The organism is Clostridium sp. Ade.TY, from assembly GCF_000498355.1.
Lineage (GTDB): Bacteria > Bacillota > Clostridia > Clostridiales > Clostridiaceae > Clostridium.
The window spans coordinates 20011-43368 of sequence record NZ_AVSV01000016.1; the positions used below are offsets into that span (position 1 = coordinate 20011).

Genomic DNA, 23358 nt, shown 5'->3' on the forward strand with positions numbered 1-23358 from the left:
GAGGATTATGTTTAATTAAGATTTCTATTTTCTCCTTTAAAGAAAAGTGCTAATGTATTTGGACCTGAATGACTACCAATAGCTAAACCTATATAGTTTATAATTACTTCAATATCATATTTTTCAGTAATCATATCTTTAAGTCTTTCAGCATCTTCGATGCAATCACCATGAGATATAAATATAGTTTCATTTGAGTTTATATCTATTTTTTCTTCAAGTTTATTAAATAAAGATTTTATTGATTTCTTTCTTCCTTTAACTTTACCGAAATTACATAAAGTACCATCATTAGGAACATATAAAAGAGGCTTAACTTGTAATAGAGTACCTATAGCCGCTACAGTTGGAGAGATTCTACCACCTCTTTTAAGGTGATTTAAGTCATCAACTGTAAAAAGGTGGTTTACTTTAAGTTTCATATCTTCAATATGATTTACAACTTCTTCCTTAGATTTACCTTTTTCTTTTAATTTACAAGCTTCGTGAACAATAAGACCTACACCTAATGAAGCAGATTTACTATCTATTATTGAAATATCAGCATTTGGATAATTTTCAAGAATTTCATCTTTTGCAATTAAAGAACTATTATAAGTTCCACTTAATGCAGAAGAAAATGCTATGTATATTATTGAATAATTTTCTTTTATATATTTCTTAAATACTTCATAAAATCTATAACTATTTATTTGTGATGTTGTTGGCATTTCACCACTTCTTAATGCTTCATAAAAATCATGGTAGCTAAGTGATTTACCACCATCTTCAATATATTCTTTATCTTTAAAATTACAAATAAGTCCAATGTTAATTATAGAATATTTATCTATTATATGTTGTGGTAAGTCGCAACTTGAATCTGTTAAAATAACATAATTATTAATAATAAAACCTCCTTAAATAAAATAAACTTAGATTATAGTTTATAGTATATTATAGACATTATACAATAAAAAAATATCAATACAAAGAAATAATACCTTTTAATAGAATAAAATACAAAAAATGGTTGTTAAGTGTTTGAAAAAATGATAAAATTTATAATGGTATTAATAGTTATATGGTATGGTGTAAAAGTTATAGTGAGGTAGGGAAAAATGGAAAAAGATAAATGTAACTTAAAAAATTTATCAAAAGAAGATATGGTATTAATCATTAAAGAACTAGAAAATAAAAATGAAATGCAAGAGCGATTTATACTTAATATATCTCATGATCTAAGATCGCCATTAAATGTAATTATGAGTGCTAATCAAATGTTAGAAAACATTAATGGTTCAGTGGAAAAGGAAAAAGAATATTTAAAAATGTTAAAAAGAAATAGTTATAAGATGTTAAAACTTATAGAGAATTTAATTGATATAACTAGACTTGAAAAGAATTATTTTAATATAAATAAAAAGAATATAGAAATAGTTAGTTTCATTGAAAGTACAATAGAGTCTATTGATAGGTTTGCAAAACAAAAGAATTTAACACTTGTTTTTGATACTAATAAGGAAGAGTGTGTAGTGGCTGTTGATCCTCAAGCTTTAGATAGGATTTGTATAAATTTAATATCAAATGCAATAAAATTTTCAGATAGTGGATCTAATATATATATAGATTTAATAATTGATTTTAATTATGTAAAGATAAAAATAGAGGATAATGGAATTGGAATTAAAGATGATGAAATAGATAAAATATTTAATAGATTTATACAAGCTGATGGTAATAAGGAACATAAAGGTAGTGGAATAGGACTAGATTTAGTTAAATCTTTAGTTGAACTCCATAATGGTAATGTAAGCGTAGAAAGTAAATTTGGAGCAGGTTCTATATTTACAGTTATGATACCAAATATAAAAATAGATAAAGAAGAAGTAAAGTTAAGTAAAAATGCAGATAAGGTTCAATTGCTTGAAATTGAGTTTTCTGATATATACCTAAGATAGATTAGGATAATTGGAAAGATTGCTCTAAATGGGTGTCTTTCTAGTTATTTTGGTCTATTTTTAATTTGCACTACATAAGTTTTTGTGTTAATATATTTCTGTCAATAAAAAAAATATGGGGCGTTAGTTAAATGGATATAACATACCGCTACGGACGGTACATTATGGGTTCGATTCCTATACGCCCTACCAAATTAAAAGGATATTTTGTGAAAAATATCCTTTTTTTATTTATAAAAATTAATAATAAAATATTTACAAAAAATAATTTTGTATAAATTCTTTGAAAAATAGCAATAGTTAAACTATATAAAATATAAGGTATTCTTAATATTCTAATGTTTTTTATAGTTTTAAAAATATGATATAATAGAGGCGTTATAATAGAGACAAGGAGAAGAGATTATGAAGTTTACAGATAGTGTTAAGGTTGTGGTAGATGAACACATAAAAAATCCTTTACAAATAGTAAATATGGCAAAAAAAGATTTAAAAAAGCAGTTCTCAGGAACAGCACTAGGCGTTTTATGGCCTTTAATAAAAAATATGATATTTGTTTTTGCATATTGGTTTACTATTCAAATAGGTCTTAAAGGTACTACAAAATCAATTGATGAACCTTATATAATTTGGCTAGTTATAGGATTAGTGCCATGGTTTTTCATAAGAGATACTTTAGTGCCAGCAGCAAGTTCTGTAAGAAGAAATAGATATTTAGTTACTAAAATAGTGTTTCCTACATCTATAATACCAACCTTTAAGGTTTTATCAGGTTTTATTAGTAGTTTTATGTTTGTTGGAATTGCTATTATAATGTGTATAGCTAGTGGAATTTATCCAGATATATATTGGTTACAAACAATATATTATGCATTTGCGGCGTTTATATTGTTAGTAGCAATATCATTAACAACATCTGCATTAGTTGTAGTAAGTAGAGATGTTGAGTTCTTATTAAATTCAATAATAGTCTTAATATTTTGGATTAGTCCTATATTATGGCCTATTGCAAACATAACAAATCCATTATTAAATACAATTGTAAAATTAAATCCATTTTTTTATGTTATAGAAGGTTTTAGAGATTCAGTTTTATATCATAAGTGGTTCTGGCAAAGTCCTGCATTAACATTATATTTTTGGGGAGTGGTTTTAATTTTAATGTTGTTTGGGATATTTATACATGGTAAATTAAGAGATTATTTTGCAGACATATTATAGGAGTGATTAAAAGATGTATGCGATTAAAATAAATAATATATGTAAGACGTATAGAATATATCAAAAGCCTTTTCAAAGGGTTATAGATTTAATGTTTAATAAGAAAAATTATACTGAATATAAAGCATTACAAAATATTGACGTAGAAATAGAAAAGGGAGAGGCTGTTGGGGTTTTAGGTAAAAATGGTGCAGGAAAATCAACTTTACTTAAAATAATTACAGGAGTAGTAAAACCAACATCTGGGAATGTTGATATTAAGGGTAAGATATCGGCAATACTTGAATTAAACTCAGGGTTTGATCAAGAACTTACAGGATATGAAAATATATATGTAAAAGGAGCTATACTTGGATATAAAAAAGAAGAAATGGATGAAAAGATTGAAGAAATAGTTGATTTTGCAGATATTGGAGAACATATTAATCAACCAGTAAGAACATATTCAAGTGGTATGAAGGCAAGACTTGGATTTGCAATATCAGTTAATGTTGATCCGGATGTATTAATTGTTGATGAAGCTTTAGCTGTTGGTGATGATGTATTTAAAACTAAGTGTTTAAGAAAAATGAGCGATTTTAGAAAAAATGGAAAAACAATATTTTTTGTAAGTCACTCATTATATACAGTTGGATCATTTTGTACAAAATGTATGTGGATAAAAGATGGTGAATTAATAGATTATGGTCCAACTCAAGAGTTATTACCAAGATATGAAAATTTCTTAAAAGAAGAAAAAGCTAAAGAAGAGAAGAAGAAAAAATCTAAAGGTAAAGCACAAATAGATAAAAAGGCGTATATAGAAGTAAGTAATTTCAAATTTGAGAATAAAGGAATTTTTAAAGCTGGTGATGATATAGTTTATTCATTTGATTATGAAGTTAAAAAAGATATGCCAGATTTAAAATGGTCATTTACAGTAAGAGATGCTGCAACTAATTTAATTTATTCAAGTGATAAAATGAATAATGATTATCTAATCAAAAATAGTATAGGAAAGCATACTTTAAAAATAAAGATAAAAAATGTATTATTACCTGGAAAATATTTATTATCAGGAGAATTAAGAGAAGGGACAGGAATATTTTTTGTAGGATATTCGAATAAAAGATCTTTTAATGTTGAATACAATGAAAATGATAGCAAGAATGGAAATGGATTAGTTTATATAGAGCATGATGTTTTAAAGAACGAATAGGGTGATGAAATGGATAAATTAGTATGTGGAGCCGAGCATATAGATTGGAACTCGAATGTAGAAAGAATCTACATAAGAGGATATGCATTAATTAGAGGAAAAAATATAGATAAAGATTACAAAGTAAAGAAATCTTTCTTTATATATAATGGTGATAGAAAGTTTATAATGCCAGCTCAAAATGAATTAAGACTTGATATAACAGATAAGTATAAAGAGGATAATATTAATTATGATTATGCAGGCTTTGAAGGGTTTATAGATTTAAGTAGTATAAATTATAGAAAACCATTATCAAAAGGAACATGGAAAATTGGTTTATATTTAAATGCTAATGGAGAAAAAATTGAAACTGATTTAAAATATGTTGGAGAGAAAAAAGAAATTAAGCATGCAATACCTAAGAAATTAGAATCAGATAATAAGAAGTTTATAAGAAAAGAATCATTGGAAATTAAAGATGGATTTATAAATATAAATGTATCAGATGAAAAGTTATCAAGTGGAGAATATATTAAAAATATTACTATAAATAGTCCTACTTCAATTAAGATAAAAAAGAATTTAAAAAAGAACAAAAGAAAATTTGGAAATTGGATTTTACAGAAAGCATATAGTATATTTAAGCATAAAAAAATAATAAAAAATAGGGTAGTATTTTTATCAGATAGTAGAGTTGATTTTACTGGTAATTTTGAATTTATATATAATGAATTACAAAAGCGAGGTGGCTATGAAATAAAGTCTATGCTTAAGCCAAGTATAACAGCAGAAAGGTCATTAAAAGAAATGATTACTTTAGTTAAATATTTAGCTACAAGTAAGTATATATTACTTGATGATTATTATCCTCAAATATATAAGTATGATATTAGGGATAATGTAGAGGTTATACAATTATGGCATGCTACTGGAGCATTTAAGACTTTTGGATTTAGTAGAATAGGAAAAAAAGGTGGTCCAAAAGTTAAATCTAAAAATCATAGAAATTATACTAAAGCTATTGTTAGTTCAGAAAATATAAAATTACATTATGCAGAAGCTTTTGGAATTTCAGAAGATAGAGTAATATCAACTGGTGTTCCTAGAACTGATATATTCTTTGATGATGAATATAAAAATAAAAAAATTAGTGAATTCTATACTAAATATCCAATGTTAAAAGATAAGAAAGTAATAATGTTTGCTCCTACATTTAGAGGAAGCGGTCAGAAAAGTGCAACTTATGATTTTGAAGTTTTTGATATAAAGAAACTTTATGAAGCATTAGGTGAAGAATATATAATCATTTCAAAGTTACATCCATTTATAAAGGAACCTATGAATATACCTAATGAATGTAAGGATTTTGTAATAGATTTATCAGAAGAAAGAGAAATAAATGATTTATTATTTATAACAGATATTCTTATAACAGATTATTCTTCAGTTTGTTTTGAATATTCATTATTAAATAGGCCAATGATATTCTTTGCTTATGATTTGGATGACTACATTGCATCAAGAGATTTTTATTATCCATATGAAAGTTTTGTTCCAGGTCCTATAGCAAGAACAACTAATGATATAATAGATATAGTAAAAGAAAACAAATTTGAAGTTGAAAAATTAGAAAAATTTAGAAATAATTTCTTTGATCATTTTGATGGAAAATCAACAGAGAGAGTTGTAAATACACTTTTAAAATTAGACAATTAAATAAGGATATAAATAATAAAATTTTATGGGAGTGATAAAATGATATACGCAGAAATTTTAGCTGGTGGTAAAGGTACTCGTATGGGTAATACTGAGATGCCAAAACAATTCTTAAAACTAGGAAATAAACCAATAATAATTCATACAATTGAAGCATTTTTATTAAACGAAAGATTTAACAAAATAATTATTACTACACCAAAGCAATGGATACAACATACTAACGATTTAATAAATAAGTTTGTTCCAGCACAATTAAAAGATAAAATTGCAGTATGTGCAGGTGGATCAGACAGAAATGAATCAATAATGAACGGAATAAAATACATAAATGAAAACTTTGGTATTAATGATGAAGATGTAATAGTAACTCATGATGCTGTTAGACCATTTTTAACTCATAGAATAATAAATGATAATATTGATTCAGCTTTAGAATTTGGAGCTTGTGATACTGTTGTTCCAGCATTTGATACTATCGTTGAATCAGTGGACGGTGACATAATAAGTGATATACCAAGACGTGATTTCATGTATCAAGGACAAACACCTCAAAGTTTTAGAATTAAAGAATTAGTTGAATTATATAATTCTTTATCTGATGATGAAAAGAAAATATTAACTGATGCTGCAAAGATATTTGTTGTAAAAGGTAAAAATGTTAAGCTAGTACAAGGGGAAGTTTTCAATATGAAAATAACAACTCCTTATGATTTAAAATTAGCTAATGCTTTAGTGAGGGATGATATAAATGATAAATAAAGTATATAGATTAGTTGCTCCTAAGCAAATTACAGTTGAATTTGAAGAAAGAAGCTTAGATGGCGAAGGAATTATTGTAAGACCAACTAGATTATCAATATGTGCAGCAGATCAAAGATATTATACAGGAACAAGAGGAAAGGAAGCTATGAAAAAGAAACTTCCTATGGCTCTTATTCATGAAGGTGTTGGAGAAGTTATATATGACCCAAAGGGAGAATTTAATCCTGGAGATACAGTTGTTATGATTCCAAATACTCCAACTGAAGATGATTCAGTTATTGCAGAAAATTATTTAAGAACAAGTAAGTTTAGAGCTAGTGGATATGACGGATTCATGCAACAATATGTATTTATGGGAAGAGATCGTATAATAAAATATGATAGAATAAATCACGATGTTGCTTCATTCTTAGAACTTATTAGTGTATCAGCTCATTCAATAGATAGATTTGACAAAAAAGCTCATAAGAGAAGAAATAAGATTGGTGTTTGGGGAGACGGAAATGTTGGTTTCATAACTGCATTAATACTTAAAAAGAAATTCCCAGAATCAGAAATAATAGTTTTTGGTAAAAATGAAGAAAAGTTAAATTTCTTCTCATTTGTAGATGAAACTTACCAAATAGATAGTATTCCAGATGACTTAAGAGTAGATCATGCATTTGAAGCAGTTGGTGGAAAAGCTAGTGAATATGCTATAGATCAAATAATTGATTACATAAATCCAGAAGGAGTAATTGCAATACTTGGGGTTTCAGAAAATCCAGTACCAATAAATACTAGAATGGTATTAGAAAAAGGATTAACTATAGTTGGAAGTAGTAGAAGTGGAAGAGTTGACTTCCAAGAAGCAGTTAATTTCTTAGAAGCTCATGAAGATGCTCAAAATCAATTGCAAAAACTTATATCAGCAGTTATTGATGTAAAAGGAATCGAAGATATTGTAAAAGGATTTGAGCATGATTTAACAACACCGTTTAAGACTGTTTTAAACTGGAGAGTTTAATATAATAAAGACCCTTTTAGAAGGGTCTTTAAATATATATTAAAAGTGAGGATTTTTATAAATGAAAACATTAGAAAGAATTATACTAAAGTATCTTTTAAGAATAGTATATTACATTTCATATATAGTTCCGGTAAAGAAGAGAGTAGTATTTGCAACATACAGAAATGATACTATGGATGGTAACTTTAAATATATATACGATGAGATACAAAGTAGACAAACAGAGTATAAATGTGTATTTCTTTATGAGAAATTTAATAAAGGAATAAAAGGAATAATAACATATTTTTTTCATATGATGAAAGCAACATATTATATGGCAACTTCAGAATACTTTTTAATAGATGATTTTTATTTTCCAGTATATACAGTTAAAAAGCTTAGAAAAAATACGGAAGTTGTTCAAGTGTGGCATGCTTGTGGTGCATTTAAAAAATTTGGGTTTAGTATATTAGATAAAAATTTTGGTGCAGATAATGATTACGTTAAATATATTCCTATTCATAGTAATTATTCACATGTATTAGTTAGTTCAAAAGAAGTAGCTAAATATTATGCAGAAGCATTTAATATGAGTGAAAATAATATAGAGCCATTAGGAATACCAAGAACTGATATATTCTTTAATGAAAAAATGAAGGAAGATGCAAAAGAAAGAGTTTACAGTAAATATCCTAAGCTTAAGGGAAAACATATAGTTTTATATGCTCCTACATTTAGAGGAAATAGTCAATCAGATGCAAAGATGGATATAAGCTTTGATGTTGAAAGAGTAGTAAATGATTTACCAGAAGGATATGTATTGGCATTAAAAATGCATCCTTTTGTAAAAGATGCAATTAATATAGAAAATGATAGAGTAATCGATTTGTCAGATTATGGTGCAATAAATGATATACTTATAATGACTGATTTACTTATAACTGATTACTCATCAATAGTATTTGAATATTCACTATTAGAAAGACCTATGATATTTTTTGCGGATGATTTAGATTCATATGAACATGAAAGAGATTTTTATTATCCATATGAAAATTTTGTACCAGGTCCTATAGTTAAAAATACCGATGAATTAATAGAAGTATTAAATAATGATACATGTGATTATGAGAAAATTAAAGCTTTTAAGAATAAGTTTTTTGATGATGTTGATGGATTAGCATCAAAAAGGTTTGTTGATAAAATAATTTTAAAAAAGGAAAATTAGGTGATTAAGATGAAGAAGGTATTATTTATATCATCAACTGGTGGCCATTTATCAGAACTTATGCAACTTAAAAAAATATTTGATAGATATGACTATCATATAATTACAGAAAAAAATGATACTACATTAAAACTGAAAAATGAATATGGAAATAGAATAGATTATTTAGTTTATGGAGCTAGAAATTATATGTTAAGTTATATGTTTAAGTTTCCATATAATATAGTAAAATCTTTATTTTTATATTTTAAAATAAGACCAGATGTAATAGTTACAACAGGAGCTCATACAGCAGTTCCAATGTGCTATATTGCAAAAATATTTAAAAAGAAAATAATATTTATTGAAACATTTGCTAGAGTAGAATCAAAAAGTATGTCTGGTAATATGATAAATAAAATTGCTGATGTATTTTTAGTTCAACATGAAGAAATGACTAAGGTTTATGATAATTCTATATATAAAGGAGACTTGTATTAAAATGATATTTGTTATTTTAGGAACTCATGAATTGGAGTTTAAAAGGTTACTTGAATATCTAGAAAAAATGGATATAAAAGAAGAAGTAATAATACAATCAGGAAATACTAAATTTGTATCTAATAAATACAAAGTAATCCCTTTTTTAGATCAAAATGATTTTAATCAATATATTAAAGAAAGTACATTAGTAATAACTCATGGTGGTGTTGGATCAATACTTACAGCATTAAGACATAAGAAAAAAGTTATAACAATGCCAAGACTTTCTAAATATAATGAGCATAATGACGATCATCAATTAGAAATATGTAATAAACTTTCTAAAGATGGATATACAATAAATTGTACTGATTATGATTCTTTAAAAGAGGCTATAGAAAATTATAATGATATTAAATTAAAGCCATATATTTTTGATAATAGTAGTATTATAAATTTTATAATTGAAACAATAGATAATATGTAATATATAAATACACGTAATAGTTTTAAAGATTACGTGTATTTTTTATTTTTGTATAAAATTTATTATAAGTGTAAAACTAATAGATAGTATATTTTGAGAGAGGATTTTTATGGTTAGAGTATTATCATCAATTGAATCTATAGAATTAAATACTACTAATGATGAACTTTATATAAGAGGTTTTGCATTTATAAAAGGAGTAAAGATAGATAAAAACTATAAGATAAAGAAATCAATATATATATATAATGAAAATGAAAAATTTGTAATTCCAATAAAGAATGAATTTAGAGCTGATATAACATATAAATATATGGATGATTATACCAATTATGATTATTCAGGATTTGAGGGAATAATAGACTTAAGTAATATAGCATATAGAAAATCATTGGATGTTGGTGTTTGGAAATTTGGAATATATTTAAATACTGGAGATAAAGAAGTTAAAAGTGATTTAAATTATACTGGAGATATAAATAAAATTAAAAAAGTAGTTCCTAAAGAGATATTTATTTATAATAAAAAAGCTATAAAAAAACAATGTTTAAAATTTGAAGAGGGATATTTATTTATAGATATATTTTATGAATATATAAATTATAAAGCATATATCAAAAATATTCTTACTAAGAATCCATTAATATATAATTGTAAGCTAGCAGTACTAAATAAAAAACGTAAATTTGGAAATTTAATTTTAAAAAGAATGTATAAAATATTTAAATTTAAAAAAATAATAAGAAATAGAGTTGTATTTTTATCAGATAGTAGAACTGATTTTTCAGGAAATTTTGAGTTTATATATAAGGAACTAAAAGAAAGAGGAGAATATGATATAAAGTCTATATTGAAGCCAAGTATAACTGCAAGGAGATCATTAAAAGAAATGATAACTCTAGTTTATTATATTGCAACTAGTAAATATATTCTATTAGATGATTATTATCCACAAATATATAAGTATGATATTAGAGATGAGATTGAAGTAATACAATTATGGCATGCAACAGGAGCATTTAAAACATTTGGATTTAGTAGAGTGGGAAAAGAAGGAGGGCCTAAATTTAATTCTAGAAATCATAGAAATTATACTAAAGTTATAGTTAGTTCAAATAATATAAGTAAATATTATGCTGAAGCATTTGGAATTTCAGAAAATAAAATTGTATCTACTGGAGTTCCAAGAACAGATATATTTTTTGATGAAAATTATAAAAAGGATATTATGGATAAACTTTATAGCAAATATTCTATGATAAAGAATAAAAAAGTTATATTATTTGCTCCAACTTTTAGAGGAAATGGACAAAGTAGTGCAACTTATGATTTTAGGAGATTAAATATAAAAAAGTTATATGATGAATTAAAAGATAATTATATTTTGATTTTGAAATTTCATCCATTTATAAAAAATAATTTTAAGATAAGTAATGAGTATAAGGACTTTGTATTAGATTTATCAAAAGAGAGAGAAATAAATGATTTATTATTTATAACAGATATTTTAATAACAGATTACTCATCAGTTTGTTTTGAATATTCATTGTTGGAAAGACCTATGATATTTTTTGCGTATGATTTAGAAAATTATATTGAATCAAGAGATTTTTATTACCCATATGAAAAATTTATACCAGGACCTATAGCAAGAAATACTGATGAAATATTAGATATAATAATAAAAAATAATTTTAAAATGGATAAGTTAAGTATATTTAGAAATAAGTTTTTTGATCATTTTGATGGGAAATCCACAAAAAGGGTTGTTGATACATTATTAAATTTAGATAATTAGCTTTATAAAAATATAAAATTTATATAATACTTGTTTAAGGAGAAGCATTATGAAAAAAGATACTTTAGTTACCGTATTTAGTGAGCATAATGAAAGTGGTTTAATATTATTTAAAAAGTATAAATTTAATAATATAAAAATAGTTATAGAACCTAACTTAAGAGAAGAAAAGTTAGATAACATAATTAACGTTTATAAAGGATATAATGAAAATATTAAAATAGAAACAATAAATAAAAATTATATTGATAATATTAAAGAAATAGGAAATATAGATAATTTAGTGTTTAATTTAACTATAGAAGACACACTTTATGCTTTAAAACTATTAAATAAATGCATTGAAAATAATATTGAAGCAGTATATGTTGATATATTAGCCAAAAGGGAATATTGGTTTAAAAAAGGGATGAATTTGATAGAAGAAGAATTAGCAGACTTATATGTAGATGATATAATTGAAGCTAATGGAAGTAATATATTATCTTATGAAAGTAAGATTAATAAAGATAATAATATAATGGAATTTACAAAATTAATATATAGAAATATTGATTTATGGCATAAGTATAAACAAAAACTATATGATACATCTTTATTTGAGCATGATTATAATAATCAACAATTAGTAAAGGTTAATTTGTATAAATTAAATAATGAAGAAAAAGAACTTTTATTGAGTATAATTAATGGCTTTAAAAAATTAGAATTAATAAAAACAAATAATGATGAAAATAGCTTAGAAGTAACTTTTTTAAGTGATACATTAAAGCCATTTATATTTAAAAGTGGTACTTGGCTTGAAATATTGACTGAGAGTGTAGTAAAAGATATAAGTACTATTGATGATGTAAAAAGTGGTGTAGTTTTTTTATGGAATAAACCAAAAGGTAATATAAAGAATGAATTAGACGTAGTTGCAGTTAAAGATTCTATAATGGTTATAATATCATGTAAAGATAGTTCAAAGTATGATGAGAATACATTAAATGAATTGAAAGTATATAGCGATAAGTTAGGTGGAGAAAATACAAAGAAAATACTTGTTGCAACAAAAAGACCAATAAAATCATCTATATTTGATAGGGCTAAAGAGATGGATATAAATATTATAATATTAAATAAGGATTTAAATAAGTTTAAGGAAGAATTGGAATATATAATAAATAAAAAATAAAGTAACTAGTATATCTAGTTACTTTATTTTATTACCAATGGACTCACCCATATAAACTCTAGTTTCATAACCTAAATGTGTTTGCTTTAGTATGTCACTGTCAATTTGAACAATATCTTTTTTCAAAAATAATATTACTGTTGAACCACCGAATTTGAAGTAGCCTTTTTCATCACCTTTATTTACTCTTTTGTTTTCTTTGTATGATTGAATTATACTACCAACGCATGTTGCACCAACTTCTACATAAAGCATGTCGCCAAAATGATCAGATTTAAAAATTGACCATTCACGCTTGTTTTGGCAGAAAAGTTTAGGTACTTTATCAACTGCTATAGGATTTACAGAATAATAATTTCCTTTTATTTTATGATTTTCAAGTGGAATACCTGAATCTACAAAATGATATCTATGATAATCCGTAGGACATAACCTAAAAATTAAACAAATTCCATTATCGTAATCTTTTGCTATTTCAGAATTACCTATTAGTTCCTTAAGACTATAAGTTATTCCTTTTACTTGAACTAGTTTATTCATATCTATATTATCATAGGCAAGCAATCTTCCGTCAACAGGAGACATTAATGTATCCTTATTTGAAGGTATAGGTCTTGCAGTTGAGCGAACTTTCCTAGCAAAGAAATCGTTAAAATTTTTAAATTCTTTAGGCTTTTTAGAATATATATTCATATTTATATCAAAATCATTTATAAATTGAGGTATTTTCTTTTTACTTAATTTTGTATCACAAAAAAAGCCATATAATTTAGAACAAATTTTCTTTTTAATAATAAGTTCAGTAATACGTCTTCCAGAAGGGGATTGATAGCACCATTCTAAATATTTTATTCCGGCAACTTTTTCTTCTTCGTATGATTTTGTAGTTCTATTGTATACAAGTATCATATTTTACTCCTCTGTTAATCTTTATAAGAATTTTCTTAGCAAATATAATAAAAGTATAGAGTAAAGTAATATTTAATGCAAGTTGAAGTAGTTTGAAAATTATAACATATTAACAACCGATTGATATTATGTACGTAATAAGGTAAAATCAAATTGTGATTAAATTTTATAAGCCTATTTTTTAATAATTTAAAATACATACATAGTTTTGATAGTTAAAATTATAACAATCTTTTTAGTTTTAAGAGGGTTTAAATTTAAGTTAATGGAGGTACGTTTTTAAGGATGAAAAAATTAATTATTAATGACAAGGAAATCCAAGTTGCAGAAGGTACTACTATAATAGATGCTGCAAGAGAAAATGGCATAAACGATATAGCAACGCTTTGTTATTTAAAAGAGTGTTCAAATATAGGTAAGTGTGGAGTGTGTGCTGTTGAAATAGAAGGAAAGCCAAATCTTGCATTAGCTTGTATTACAAAAGTTGAAGATGGAATGGTTGTAAGAACTAATACTGAGAAGGTACAAGAAAGAGTTAAAGCTAGAGTTTCTACTTTATTAAATAAGCATGAGTTTAAATGTGGACAATGTTCAAGAAGAGAAACTTGTGAGCTTTTAAAGTTAGTTATAAAAAGCAAAGGAAGAGCTACAACACCTTTCTTACCTAAAGATAAGAGCGAATATATTGATGAAAGAAGTAAATCAATTACTATAGATAGAACAAAATGTGTACTTTGTGGAAGATGTCAAGCTGCTTGTAAGTCAAAATCAGGTACAGAAGCTATAAAGATAACAAATATAGATGGAACAAGAATGGTAGCGCCAACAGATAATAAATGTTTTGATGAAACAAATTGTTTATTATGTGGTCAATGTGTTGCAGCATGTCCAGTAGCTGCATTAGAAGAAAAATCACATATTGAAAGAGTTGAAGAAGCTTTAGCAGATTCAGAAAAGCATGTAATAGTTGCAATGGCTCCAGCTGTAAGAACAGCAATGGGTGAATTATTTAACATGGGTTATGGAGTAGATGTAACAGGAAAATTATATACTGCATTAAGAGAATTAGGATTTGATAAAGTATTTGATATAAACTTTGGTGCTGATATGACTATAATGGAAGAAGCTACAGAACTTATTCAAAGAATAGAAGCTGGTGGTCCATTCCCAATGCTTACATCATGTTGTCCTGCTTGGGTTAGACAAGTAGAAAATAATTATCCAGAGTTTATAGAAAACTTATCATCAGCTAAGTCACCACAACAAATATTTGGTACTGCAACAAAAACATACTATCCACAAATAGCAGATATTGATCCTAAAAAAGTATTTACAGTTACTGTAATGCCATGTACAGCTAAAAAGTATGAGGCAGATAGACCAGAAATGGAAAATGACGGAATAAGAAATATCGATGCTGTTATTACTACAAGAGAATTAGCTAGCATGATAAAGAAAAGAAAGATAAACTTTGCTAAGTTAGAAGATGGAGTTCAAGATCCTGCAATGGGAGAATACACTGGTGCTGGAGTTATATTTGGAGCAACTGGTGGAGTTATGGAAGCTGCAATAAGAACAGCTAAAGACTTCGTTGAAAAGAAAAGCTTAGAAGAAATAGAATATCATTCAGTAAGAGGTTTAGATGGAATAAAAGAAGCTACAGTAAATATAGGTGGAAAAGACTATAATTTAGCAGTAGTTAATGGTTCAGCAAACCTTTATGAATTCATGGAAAGTGGAAGAATGAATAATAAAGACTATCACTTTATAGAAGTTATGGCATGTCCAGGAGGATGTGTAGATGGTGGTGGTCAACCACATGTAAGCGCTGAAAATAGAGAAAAGATAAATGTAAAAGCTGTAAGAGCATCAGTTTTATATAACCAAGATAAAAACTTTAAGAAGAGAAAATCACATGAAAATGAAGCTTTATTAAAGATGTATGAAACATATATGGGAGAACCAGGACATGGAAGAGCTCATGAGTTATTACACTTAAAATATAAGAAAAAAGATAAATCTTCAGAAGAAATTGTATAATTCTATATAATAAAAATGTATCTCATGCTATATTAAGTATGAGGTACATTTTTTTATTTTAGGGAGGAATTATGAAGTTATTAGCAAGTGATTTTGATGGAACGTTGTTGGTTGATAAGGAGATTCACAAGAGGGATCTTGATGGAATAAAAAATTTACGTAAGGAAGGACATAAATTTATTGTATCTACAGGTAGAACTCTTTTAGGTATGGAAGAAGTATTTGAAAAATATGATTTAGAATTTGATTATTTAGTTCTTTGTAATGGGGCATTAATACTTGATAAAGATAAAAGGGTAATAAAAAATAGTATGATTGAGTTTGAAGCAGTTAAAAAAATTATAGAAGAATTTTCAGATGAAGAGCAAACTATGATTTATTTTGATAATGGAAATGGAATGAACTTAATAGAAAATAAAAATGCTGACTTGGAAAATCTACAATTTTTTGAAGAGCTTGAAGTTGAAGTAGCTAAAAAGGAAGATATATTAAACTTAAAAAGTGGAGCATTAATTTTAAGTGTATTTGCATCAGATGGTTCTATAGAGAGAGCAGAAAAAATAAAAGAGAGATTAATAAATATGTTTGGAGATGAACTTGGTATATTTAGAAATCAATTTTTTATTGATATAGTTTCTAAGGGTTCATCAAAAGGAAATGGATTAAAAGAAGTTTTAAAGATAGAAAATAAAAATTTTGATGATATATATACTGTAGGTGATTCGTTTAATGATGTATCAATGTTTGAAATAACAAATAACAGTTATACATTTAATAGAGCGGAAGATGGCGTAAAAATATATGCAAAGAATCATATAGATTATGTTCATGAGATTGTTGATTACATAATAAAATAAATTAAAATAATTAATAAAAAAAGAATCCCAAAGTTTTGGGATTCTTTTTATTAATTATTTTATAGTATCTAAGTATTCGTCGTAAGACATAACTCTATCAACTATAGAACCATCTTCTTTAATATCTATTATTCTATTTGCAATAGTTTCTATAAATTCATGGTCATGAGATGCAAATAATAATACGCTCTTATAATCTTTAAGACCATTATTTACAGCAGTTATTGATTCAAGGTCTAAGTGGTTTGTAGGTTGATCTAGCATTAATACATTAGCGTTTGAAAGCATCATTCTAGATAACATACATCTAACTTTTTCTCCTCCAGATAAAACTGAAGCTTCTTTAAGAGCTTCTTCACCTGAGAATAACATTCTTCCAAGGAAACCTCTTATGTAACTTTCAGATTTTTCTTCAGAGAATTGTCTAAGCCAATCTACTAATGAAAGGTGGCAATCATTGAAGAACTCTGAATTATCCTTAGGGAAGTATGCTGTTGAAATAGTTATTCCCCATTTATATGAACCACTATCTGGCTCCATTTCACCATTTATTATTTTAAATAATGTTGTAATAGCTATTTCATTGTTTCCAACTAAAGCAATCTTATCATCTTTATTAACTCTGAAGCTTACGTTATCTAAAACTTTAACTCCATCTATAGTTTTTGATAAATTTTCAACGATTAATATATCATTACCAACTTCTCTTTCAGGTTTAAATCCAACGAAAGGATATCTTCTAGTTGATGGTTGTATATCATCTAAAGTAATTTTATCTAATAATTTCTTTCTTGAAGTTGCTTGCTTTGATTTTGATGCATTAGCACTGAATCTAGCAATGAAGTCTTGAAGTTCTTTAATTTTATCTTCTTTTTTCTTGTTTTGTTCTTTAGCCATTTGAAGAGCTAATTGACTTGATTGGTACCAGAAATCATAGTTACCAGTAAATATTTTAATTTTACCAAAATCAACATCAGCGATATTAGTACAAACTTTATTTAAGAAGTGTCTATCGTGGGATACAACAATAACAGTTCCCTCGAAGTTTATTAAGAATTCTTCAAGCCAGTTGATTGATTTAATATCTAAGTGGTTTGTAGGCTCATCAAGTATAAGTATTCCAGGGTTACCGAATAAAGCTTGAGCTAAAAGAACTTTAACTTTTTCTCCACCAGTTAATTCAGAAACCTTTTTATAGTGCATATCAGTTCCTATTCCAAGTCCTTGAAGTAATGATGATGCTTCAGCTTCAGCTTCCCATCCATTAAGTTCTGCAAATTCACCTTCAAGCTCTGACGCTTTGATTCCATCTTCATCAGTGAAATCAGGTTTAGCATATAAAGCATCTTTTTCTTTCATTATTTGGTAAAGTCTTTCGTTACCCATTATTACTGTTTCTAAAACTTCAAATTCATCATATTGATAGTGATCTTGTTTTAAAACAGACATTCTTGTATTAGGAGCAATTGATACATCTCCTGTATTTGGTTCAACTTCTCCAGCAAGGATTTTTAAAAATGTACTTTTACCAGCACCATTAGCTCCAATTACACCATAACAATTTCCAGCAGTGAACTTTAAATTAACATCTTCAAAAAGTTTACGTCCACCATATCTTAAACTAACATTTGATACAGTTATCAATCTTATTCTACCTCATTTCATAAATATATTTATTTGCCTATTATAACACATAAATTCAAATAAGTACTATAACAAAATATTACTTATGTAAAATGCTTCAAAGCAAGTAAAAATAATGCGTTAAAGCAAAGTGAATAAATGGATAAATATTATTGACAATGTTTTTATAGAAATGATAAAATTATCTTATAATGAAATTTGTAGGTTGGGAGAATGGTCATGAAATGCATTAACTTTAATTTGATTCAAAAAGTTAATATAGCGTATTACTTTAACTATTATAGATAAAGTTTGTATTTATAAAAATTATAGATACAAACTTTAGTTTAAGAAACTATTGATTTGTATCTATGATGGTTAGGGTTTAATGACTTGTTCGGATTTTATATATTAGCCACATAGTACGAAACTATGTGGCTTTTTGTTTAGTTAAAATTTGCCACATGGATGTAACATCTATGTGGCTTTTTTTATATATTTTAATAAGTAGTACAGTAGTATAGGAGGATTTAAAATGAAAAGAGAAAGATTTGGAAAAGTAGGATTTGTACTATCGTGTATAGGAGCGGCTATAGGCCTTGGGAACATATGGATGTTTCCGTACAGGTTAGGACAATATGGAGGAGCAGCCTTTTTGATACCATACTTTATATTTGTATTTGGGCTTGGAACAATTGGACTTATGACAGAGTTTTCATTTGGTAGAAGATTTAAAGGTGGTTCATCAACAGGGATTAGTAAAATACTAAAAGAAAAAGGTGTAAAATTTGAAAAACTTATATCAATAATACCAGCCATTGGACTTATGGGAGTATTTATGTTTTACAATGTTGTTGTTGGTTGGATTATAAAATACTTTGGGATGAGTGTTACAGGAGAAATAAATAATATAGATATTGGGTCATACTTTGATTCATTTGCAGGAACTAGTAGTACAATATTTTTTAATTTTATTGCCATAGCAATAACTCTTGGAATTGTATTTGTTGGGGTAACAAAAGGTATAGAAAAAATAAATAAAATAATAATGCCTGGACTTTTTATAATATTTATAATATTAGCAATTAGATCATTAACACTTCCAAATGCTATGGAAGGTGTAAAATACTTATTAAAACCTGATTTTTCATACCTTTTAAAGCCAGAAACATGGATTATGGCTTTAGGTCAAGCATTTTTTACAGTGTCTCTTAATGGATGTGGTATGGTTGTTTATGGAAGCTACATTGATAAAGATTTTGATATACCAAAATCAGCATTTAGTACAGCTATATTAGATACATTAGCAGCACTTATAGTATCATTTGTAATAATGCCTGCTGTATTTTCTTTTGGATTAGATCCACAGGCTGGACCACCATTACTTTTTATAACAATGCCAACAATTTTTAAAGAAATACCTGGAGGACATATTTTAAGTGTAATATTCTTTTTAAGTATATTATTTGCAGCTATAAGCTCATCAATTAATATGCTTGAAGGACCTGTTGAAGCTATAATGGAAAAAACTAATTTAACTAGAAAAAAAGCTTCAATTTTAGTTGCTCTTTCAGGATTTATACTTTCAATTCCATTAAATTTAAGTATGGATACTTTTGATAGGTTTACTAATTTAACAACAATAGTAATATCACCACTTGCAGCATTAGTAGTTGCTATAATATTTTACTTTGTATATGGCGAAGAACATGTGCTTCAAGAAGTTAATACTGGTTCTAAATTAAAGTTAGGAACAGGCTTCGTTGCAATGGGTAAATATGTATTTACCATTACAACTATATGTGTAATAGTTCTTGGGGTAGTATATGGTGGAATAGGATAATTTAAAAAAGCTAGGAATTAAATTCCTAGCTTTTATTTTTATAAGTTCTTATCCATATCAAATGTTAATTTTGAAAGGTCAAGACTATTAACTACTAATTCACCAATATATTTCATTGTTATATCACGCATTTTAGAAACAATTTCATGATTTTTCTTAGTTAAAAATTCAGTTAATTCATTTCCAGTTAATGCATCACCTTGTTTATCTATTTGTGAAATCATTCTTATTAATGTTTCACGACAATTTTTTAAGTAATCTATATCAGATTGTATTAATTTACTATAGTGACCTTCAACTAATGCAGTTACTGTACGATACATCCAATAAGCATCATCTAAGTTCCATTCAAGTTTTGTATTATTGTAACTTGCATCTGAATCAGTGGAGTTACCGTAGAATGGAACATATGGAGTATGAGCTGGAACACCAACACAAATCCACATTATTGTAGATAATTCATCTTTAACATTATTTCTAACTTGCATTACATGAGAGTTTTGAGTTCTATTTAAAGATATTGGTCTAAATAGAAGTTTTTCTTCTTCTGTTCCTTTTCCATATGGATCATAAACTGTTTCATTATAATGAGAACTTAAAATATATTCTGCATCTTCTACAGATAACTTTCTATTTGCATGGAAAATAAATGGTAAATCACTTGAATTAGGTTCTTGTTTTATTTCTGGATTAAAGTATTTTTGTCCAAACCAAACTCTTGGAGTATTATAGTGACGGTCTTTTTCTGTATCTGTTCCAAATATTTTACGGAAGTTCCATCCAGATAAGTTTGGATTTAAATTATTTTCCTCTACAAATTCTCTAATTCCTTCTGACCACATAAAGTTTTCAGTATCATTAAAATTTACTTCTTGAATAGCTACTTGGTTTGCTATTACACAACAAGCATCATCAGGAATTCTTTGAGCTACCCAGTGATGACCTGTTACTATTTCCATATACCAAACATCATTTTTATCACTGAATATAACACCGTTTCCTTCAGCAGAACCATGATTTTTAATTAAATTACCTAAATACTCAACACCTTCTTTTGCTGAAGTTATATAGGGAAGTACCATTATAGTCATAGAATCTTCTGCTAATCCATCTGATAATAAAGGATCATAGGCTAAAACACGCTCATTTGCGTATACACTTTCTGTAGCACTCATACCTACATTTTTTTCGTTAAATCCACTTTCACCATAGATACCTTCTTTTTTAATATCAACATTTGGTACTAATTGATATCTAAAAGAAGACCTAGGAAGTTTTGTTTTAAAACCATTTTGGTTTGAAGAATAGCTACCGCTTTGATTATTATTAGCAGCTTGTACATAAAACCTTTGTGGATTATAAGGTTTAAATGTATCATCATTTCTACCGATTATTGTTGATCCATCAATTGAAGCTTTTTTTCCTATTAAGACAGTTGTACACATAATAAACTCATCCCCAATTCTAAAAATTATTTATTAAGTTTTAATTTAAAATAATATTTCGTATAACAACTTTTAAAGCTTTTCTTAATTTATATGATATACTTTAAATTTTCTTTGTAAATATTTCTAATTTTTAATAATCAATATCGAAAATGATAATTTATAACGTTTAATTTAGTTTCCGAAATATATAATATAAAAAAGTTTAATTATTCATGGAGGATAGTGATAATTTTATAATAGATAACAAATAAAAATAATATTTAGTAAATATTGTTTTATTAATATTAATGATGAGTTAAAATTAATATTTAAAAGTATTAATTTAATTATTTATATAATCTTAAAAAGCTAGGAATTAATTCCTAGCTTTTTCATTTAATATATTTGTTTTATAAATGTTTTTTTATGTAATAATATCCATAGGATTAAGCTTATTATTGCAACAATTAAGTACATAAAACCTATTGTAGCTATTTTATTTCCAAATTTTAATGTTATAAGAAACATCCCAACACTTCCCATAATTGTATTGAAAAAGCTTATGAGAGATGAAGCAGAACCTATATTATCATTTTGCTGTGCTAACATTAAGTTTGTGCTAGGTGGTCTTAGCATATTACCACAAAGCATAGCTGGAATAAGGGATAGAGCAAAAATATAAGGCGATTTATCTCCTACTGTAATTAATAATATTCCACTTAATATTAATACTATAAAATCTATAGTAATGATTTTATTGCTATTAAATTTTTTAGAAAGTTTAACATAAAGCATTGGACCTATAATTAAAAATACTGCAGTGCAAGCATAAAAATAACTATATATTTGATCTGGAACTTTAAATCCATCTATGTAAATATATGATGACATTGTTATATAAGCCATCATAGGTAAAGTTGTAATTGAAAATATAAATACAAGTAATGAAAAACCAGGATTTTTACTTACTGTTTTTAAATTACCAAATACTTGAGTAATTTTTTGAGTGCTATAATTTAAAAGAGTTTCTTCTAATAATAATCCTCCTATTATAGCAAGTATACTTACAGCTGTAAGTGTCCAAAAAATTCCGTGCCATGAAGTATATCTTAATATAAATGAACCTATTACAGGTGCTATTACTGGTGTTGTCATAGCAATTGATTGAACAACAGCAAGCATTGCAACTAATTTTTTACCAGTATAAACATCTTTCATCATAGCAGTTGAAACTGATACAGCAGCACCACTACCAGTTGCTTGAATTATACGAGAAATTATAAGTGTTTCAACACTTCCTGAATTAGCACATAAAAGGCTTCCTATACAATAGAAAGTCATACCAATTAAAAGAATTTTACGTCTTCCATATTTATCGCTTAATGGTCCCCAAAAAAGCATACCAATAGCATAAAAAATAAAGAAAAATGTTATTGTTAAGTTTAATGTACTTATATCGGTATTAAAAGTATTAACCATATTAGGTAAAGCAGGTAAATACAAATCAGTGGACATAGGTACAAAGGCACTTAAAAAGCCTATAAATAAAACAAATCCTTTATCACCTAAAAACTTTTGGTGAATAGTATTTTTTTCTTCTGTTTTCATTTAAATCTCCTTGTTTGTTTAGTTTTAAAAAAACAAGAACTTAGACATTTACATTGAATTTTACGAAATAATGTAAATGCCTAAGT

19 protein-coding genes and 1 tRNA gene are annotated in these 23358 nt (G+C 26.4%); 15 read left to right on the plus strand and 5 right to left on the minus strand.

The annotated features are described in order from the left end of the window. Window positions 1–11: 11 nt before the first annotated feature. Entirely contained in the window at window positions 12–887 is an 876-nt protein-coding gene (locus O212_RS0105125; RefSeq protein ID WP_024614068.1) for a DegV family protein, read from the minus strand. Between the two features lie 213 nt (window positions 888–1100). On the opposite strand from O212_RS0105125, the gene O212_RS0105130 reads away from it, so the two are divergent. The 12 genes from O212_RS0105130 to O212_RS0105185 all read left to right on the plus strand — a co-directional run bounded on the left by O212_RS0105130 (window position 1101) and on the right by O212_RS0105185 (window position 12965). Continuing rightward, window positions 1101–1940: a HAMP domain-containing sensor histidine kinase gene (locus tag O212_RS0105130; RefSeq protein WP_029699195.1), complete on the plus strand. Its 840-nt coding sequence runs from the start codon at window positions 1101–1103 to the stop codon at window positions 1938–1940. Between the two features lie 117 nt (window positions 1941–2057). After that, window positions 2058–2132, plus strand: a tRNA-Arg gene (locus O212_RS0105135). A gap of 213 nt (window positions 2133–2345) precedes the next feature. Further along, entirely contained in the window at window positions 2346–3161 is an 816-nt protein-coding gene (locus O212_RS0105140) for an ABC transporter permease (protein ID WP_024614069.1), read from the plus strand. Window positions 3162–3174: 13 nt separating this feature from the next. Next, the gene (locus O212_RS15915) at window positions 3175–4359 is read left to right on the plus strand and encodes an ABC transporter ATP-binding protein (RefSeq protein WP_024614070.1); all 1185 of its coding nucleotides are present in this window, start codon (window positions 3175–3177) and stop codon (window positions 4357–4359) included. 9 nt (window positions 4360–4368) lie between these two features. Beyond that, the gene (locus O212_RS15920; RefSeq protein ID WP_024614071.1) at window positions 4369–6057 is read left to right on the plus strand and encodes a CDP-glycerol glycerophosphotransferase family protein; all 1689 of its coding nucleotides are present in this window, start codon (window positions 4369–4371) and stop codon (window positions 6055–6057) included. Window positions 6058–6096: 39 nt separating this feature from the next. Then, the gene (locus O212_RS0105155; RefSeq protein ID WP_024614072.1) at window positions 6097–6819 is read left to right on the plus strand and encodes a 2-C-methyl-D-erythritol 4-phosphate cytidylyltransferase; all 723 of its coding nucleotides are present in this window, start codon (window positions 6097–6099) and stop codon (window positions 6817–6819) included. Continuing rightward, window positions 6809–7828 carry a ribitol-5-phosphate dehydrogenase gene (locus O212_RS0105160; RefSeq protein WP_024614073.1) on the plus strand — a complete coding sequence of 340 codons (1020 nt, stop codon included), beginning with the start codon at window positions 6809–6811 and terminating at the stop codon, window positions 7826–7828. The genes O212_RS0105155 and O212_RS0105160 overlap by 11 nt, the downstream gene beginning before the upstream one ends. Window positions 7829–7889: 61 nt before the next feature. Continuing rightward, complete coding sequence (locus O212_RS0105165) at window positions 7890–9041, plus strand: CDP-glycerol glycerophosphotransferase family protein (protein ID WP_024614074.1); 1152 nt, start codon at window positions 7890–7892, stop codon at window positions 9039–9041. A gap of 9 nt (window positions 9042–9050) precedes the next feature. Further along, window positions 9051–9521 carry a PssD/Cps14F family polysaccharide biosynthesis glycosyltransferase gene (pssD, locus tag O212_RS0105170; protein ID WP_024614075.1) on the plus strand — a complete coding sequence of 157 codons (471 nt, stop codon included), beginning with the start codon at window positions 9051–9053 and terminating at the stop codon, window positions 9519–9521. A gap of 1 nt (window position 9522) precedes the next feature. Further along, a complete protein-coding gene (gene pssE / locus O212_RS0105175; protein ID WP_024614076.1) occupies window positions 9523–9990 on the plus strand; it encodes a PssE/Cps14G family polysaccharide biosynthesis glycosyltransferase in 468 nt (155 codons plus the stop codon). A gap of 109 nt (window positions 9991–10099) precedes the next feature. Continuing rightward, the gene (locus O212_RS16570; RefSeq protein WP_024614077.1) at window positions 10100–11788 is read left to right on the plus strand and encodes a CDP-glycerol glycerophosphotransferase family protein; all 1689 of its coding nucleotides are present in this window, start codon (window positions 10100–10102) and stop codon (window positions 11786–11788) included. Window positions 11789–11837: 49 nt separating this feature from the next. Further along, window positions 11838–12965, plus strand: a complete 1128-nt coding sequence (locus O212_RS0105185; RefSeq protein ID WP_024614078.1) for a DUF1887 family CARF protein — start codon at window positions 11838–11840, stop codon at window positions 12963–12965. Between the two features lie 18 nt (window positions 12966–12983). Here the strand turns inward: O212_RS0105185 and O212_RS0105190 are convergent, their stop codons facing one another. Beyond that, a complete protein-coding gene (locus O212_RS0105190; protein WP_024614079.1) occupies window positions 12984–13874 on the minus strand; it encodes a phosphatidylserine decarboxylase in 891 nt (296 codons plus the stop codon). Between the two features lie 285 nt (window positions 13875–14159). Here O212_RS0105190 and O212_RS0105195 point away from each other — a divergent pair, with 285 nt between their 5' ends. Both O212_RS0105195 and O212_RS0105200 read left to right on the plus strand, forming a co-directional pair. Continuing rightward, window positions 14160–15914 carry a ferredoxin hydrogenase gene (locus tag O212_RS0105195; RefSeq protein ID WP_024614080.1) on the plus strand — a complete coding sequence of 585 codons (1755 nt, stop codon included), beginning with the start codon at window positions 14160–14162 and terminating at the stop codon, window positions 15912–15914. Window positions 15915–15985: 71 nt separating this feature from the next. Further along, entirely contained in the window at window positions 15986–16771 is a 786-nt protein-coding gene (locus tag O212_RS0105200; RefSeq protein ID WP_024614081.1) for an HAD-IIB family hydrolase, read from the plus strand. A gap of 54 nt (window positions 16772–16825) precedes the next feature. Here O212_RS0105200 and O212_RS0105205 read toward each other — a convergent pair whose 3' ends face one another. Then, window positions 16826–18415 carry an ATP-binding cassette domain-containing protein gene (locus tag O212_RS0105205; protein WP_024614082.1) on the minus strand — a complete coding sequence of 530 codons (1590 nt, stop codon included), beginning with the start codon at window positions 18413–18415 and terminating at the stop codon, window positions 16826–16828. Window positions 18416–18929: 514 nt separating this feature from the next. Between O212_RS0105205 and O212_RS0105210 the strand changes: the two genes are divergently transcribed. Continuing rightward, window positions 18930–20237, plus strand: a complete 1308-nt coding sequence (locus O212_RS0105210; protein ID WP_024614083.1) for a sodium-dependent transporter — start codon at window positions 18930–18932, stop codon at window positions 20235–20237. Between the two features lie 38 nt (window positions 20238–20275). Here the strand turns inward: O212_RS0105210 and O212_RS0105215 are convergent, their stop codons facing one another. After that, complete coding sequence (locus tag O212_RS0105215; protein ID WP_029699200.1) at window positions 20276–21682, minus strand: C69 family dipeptidase; 1407 nt, start codon at window positions 21680–21682, stop codon at window positions 20276–20278. A 378-nt stretch (window positions 21683–22060) separates the two neighbouring features. Further along, window positions 22061–23272 (minus strand): multidrug effflux MFS transporter, encoded by a 1212-nt coding sequence (locus O212_RS0105220; RefSeq protein WP_024614085.1) that lies wholly within the window; start codon window positions 23270–23272, stop codon window positions 22061–22063. Window positions 23273–23358: the final 86 nt, after the last annotated feature.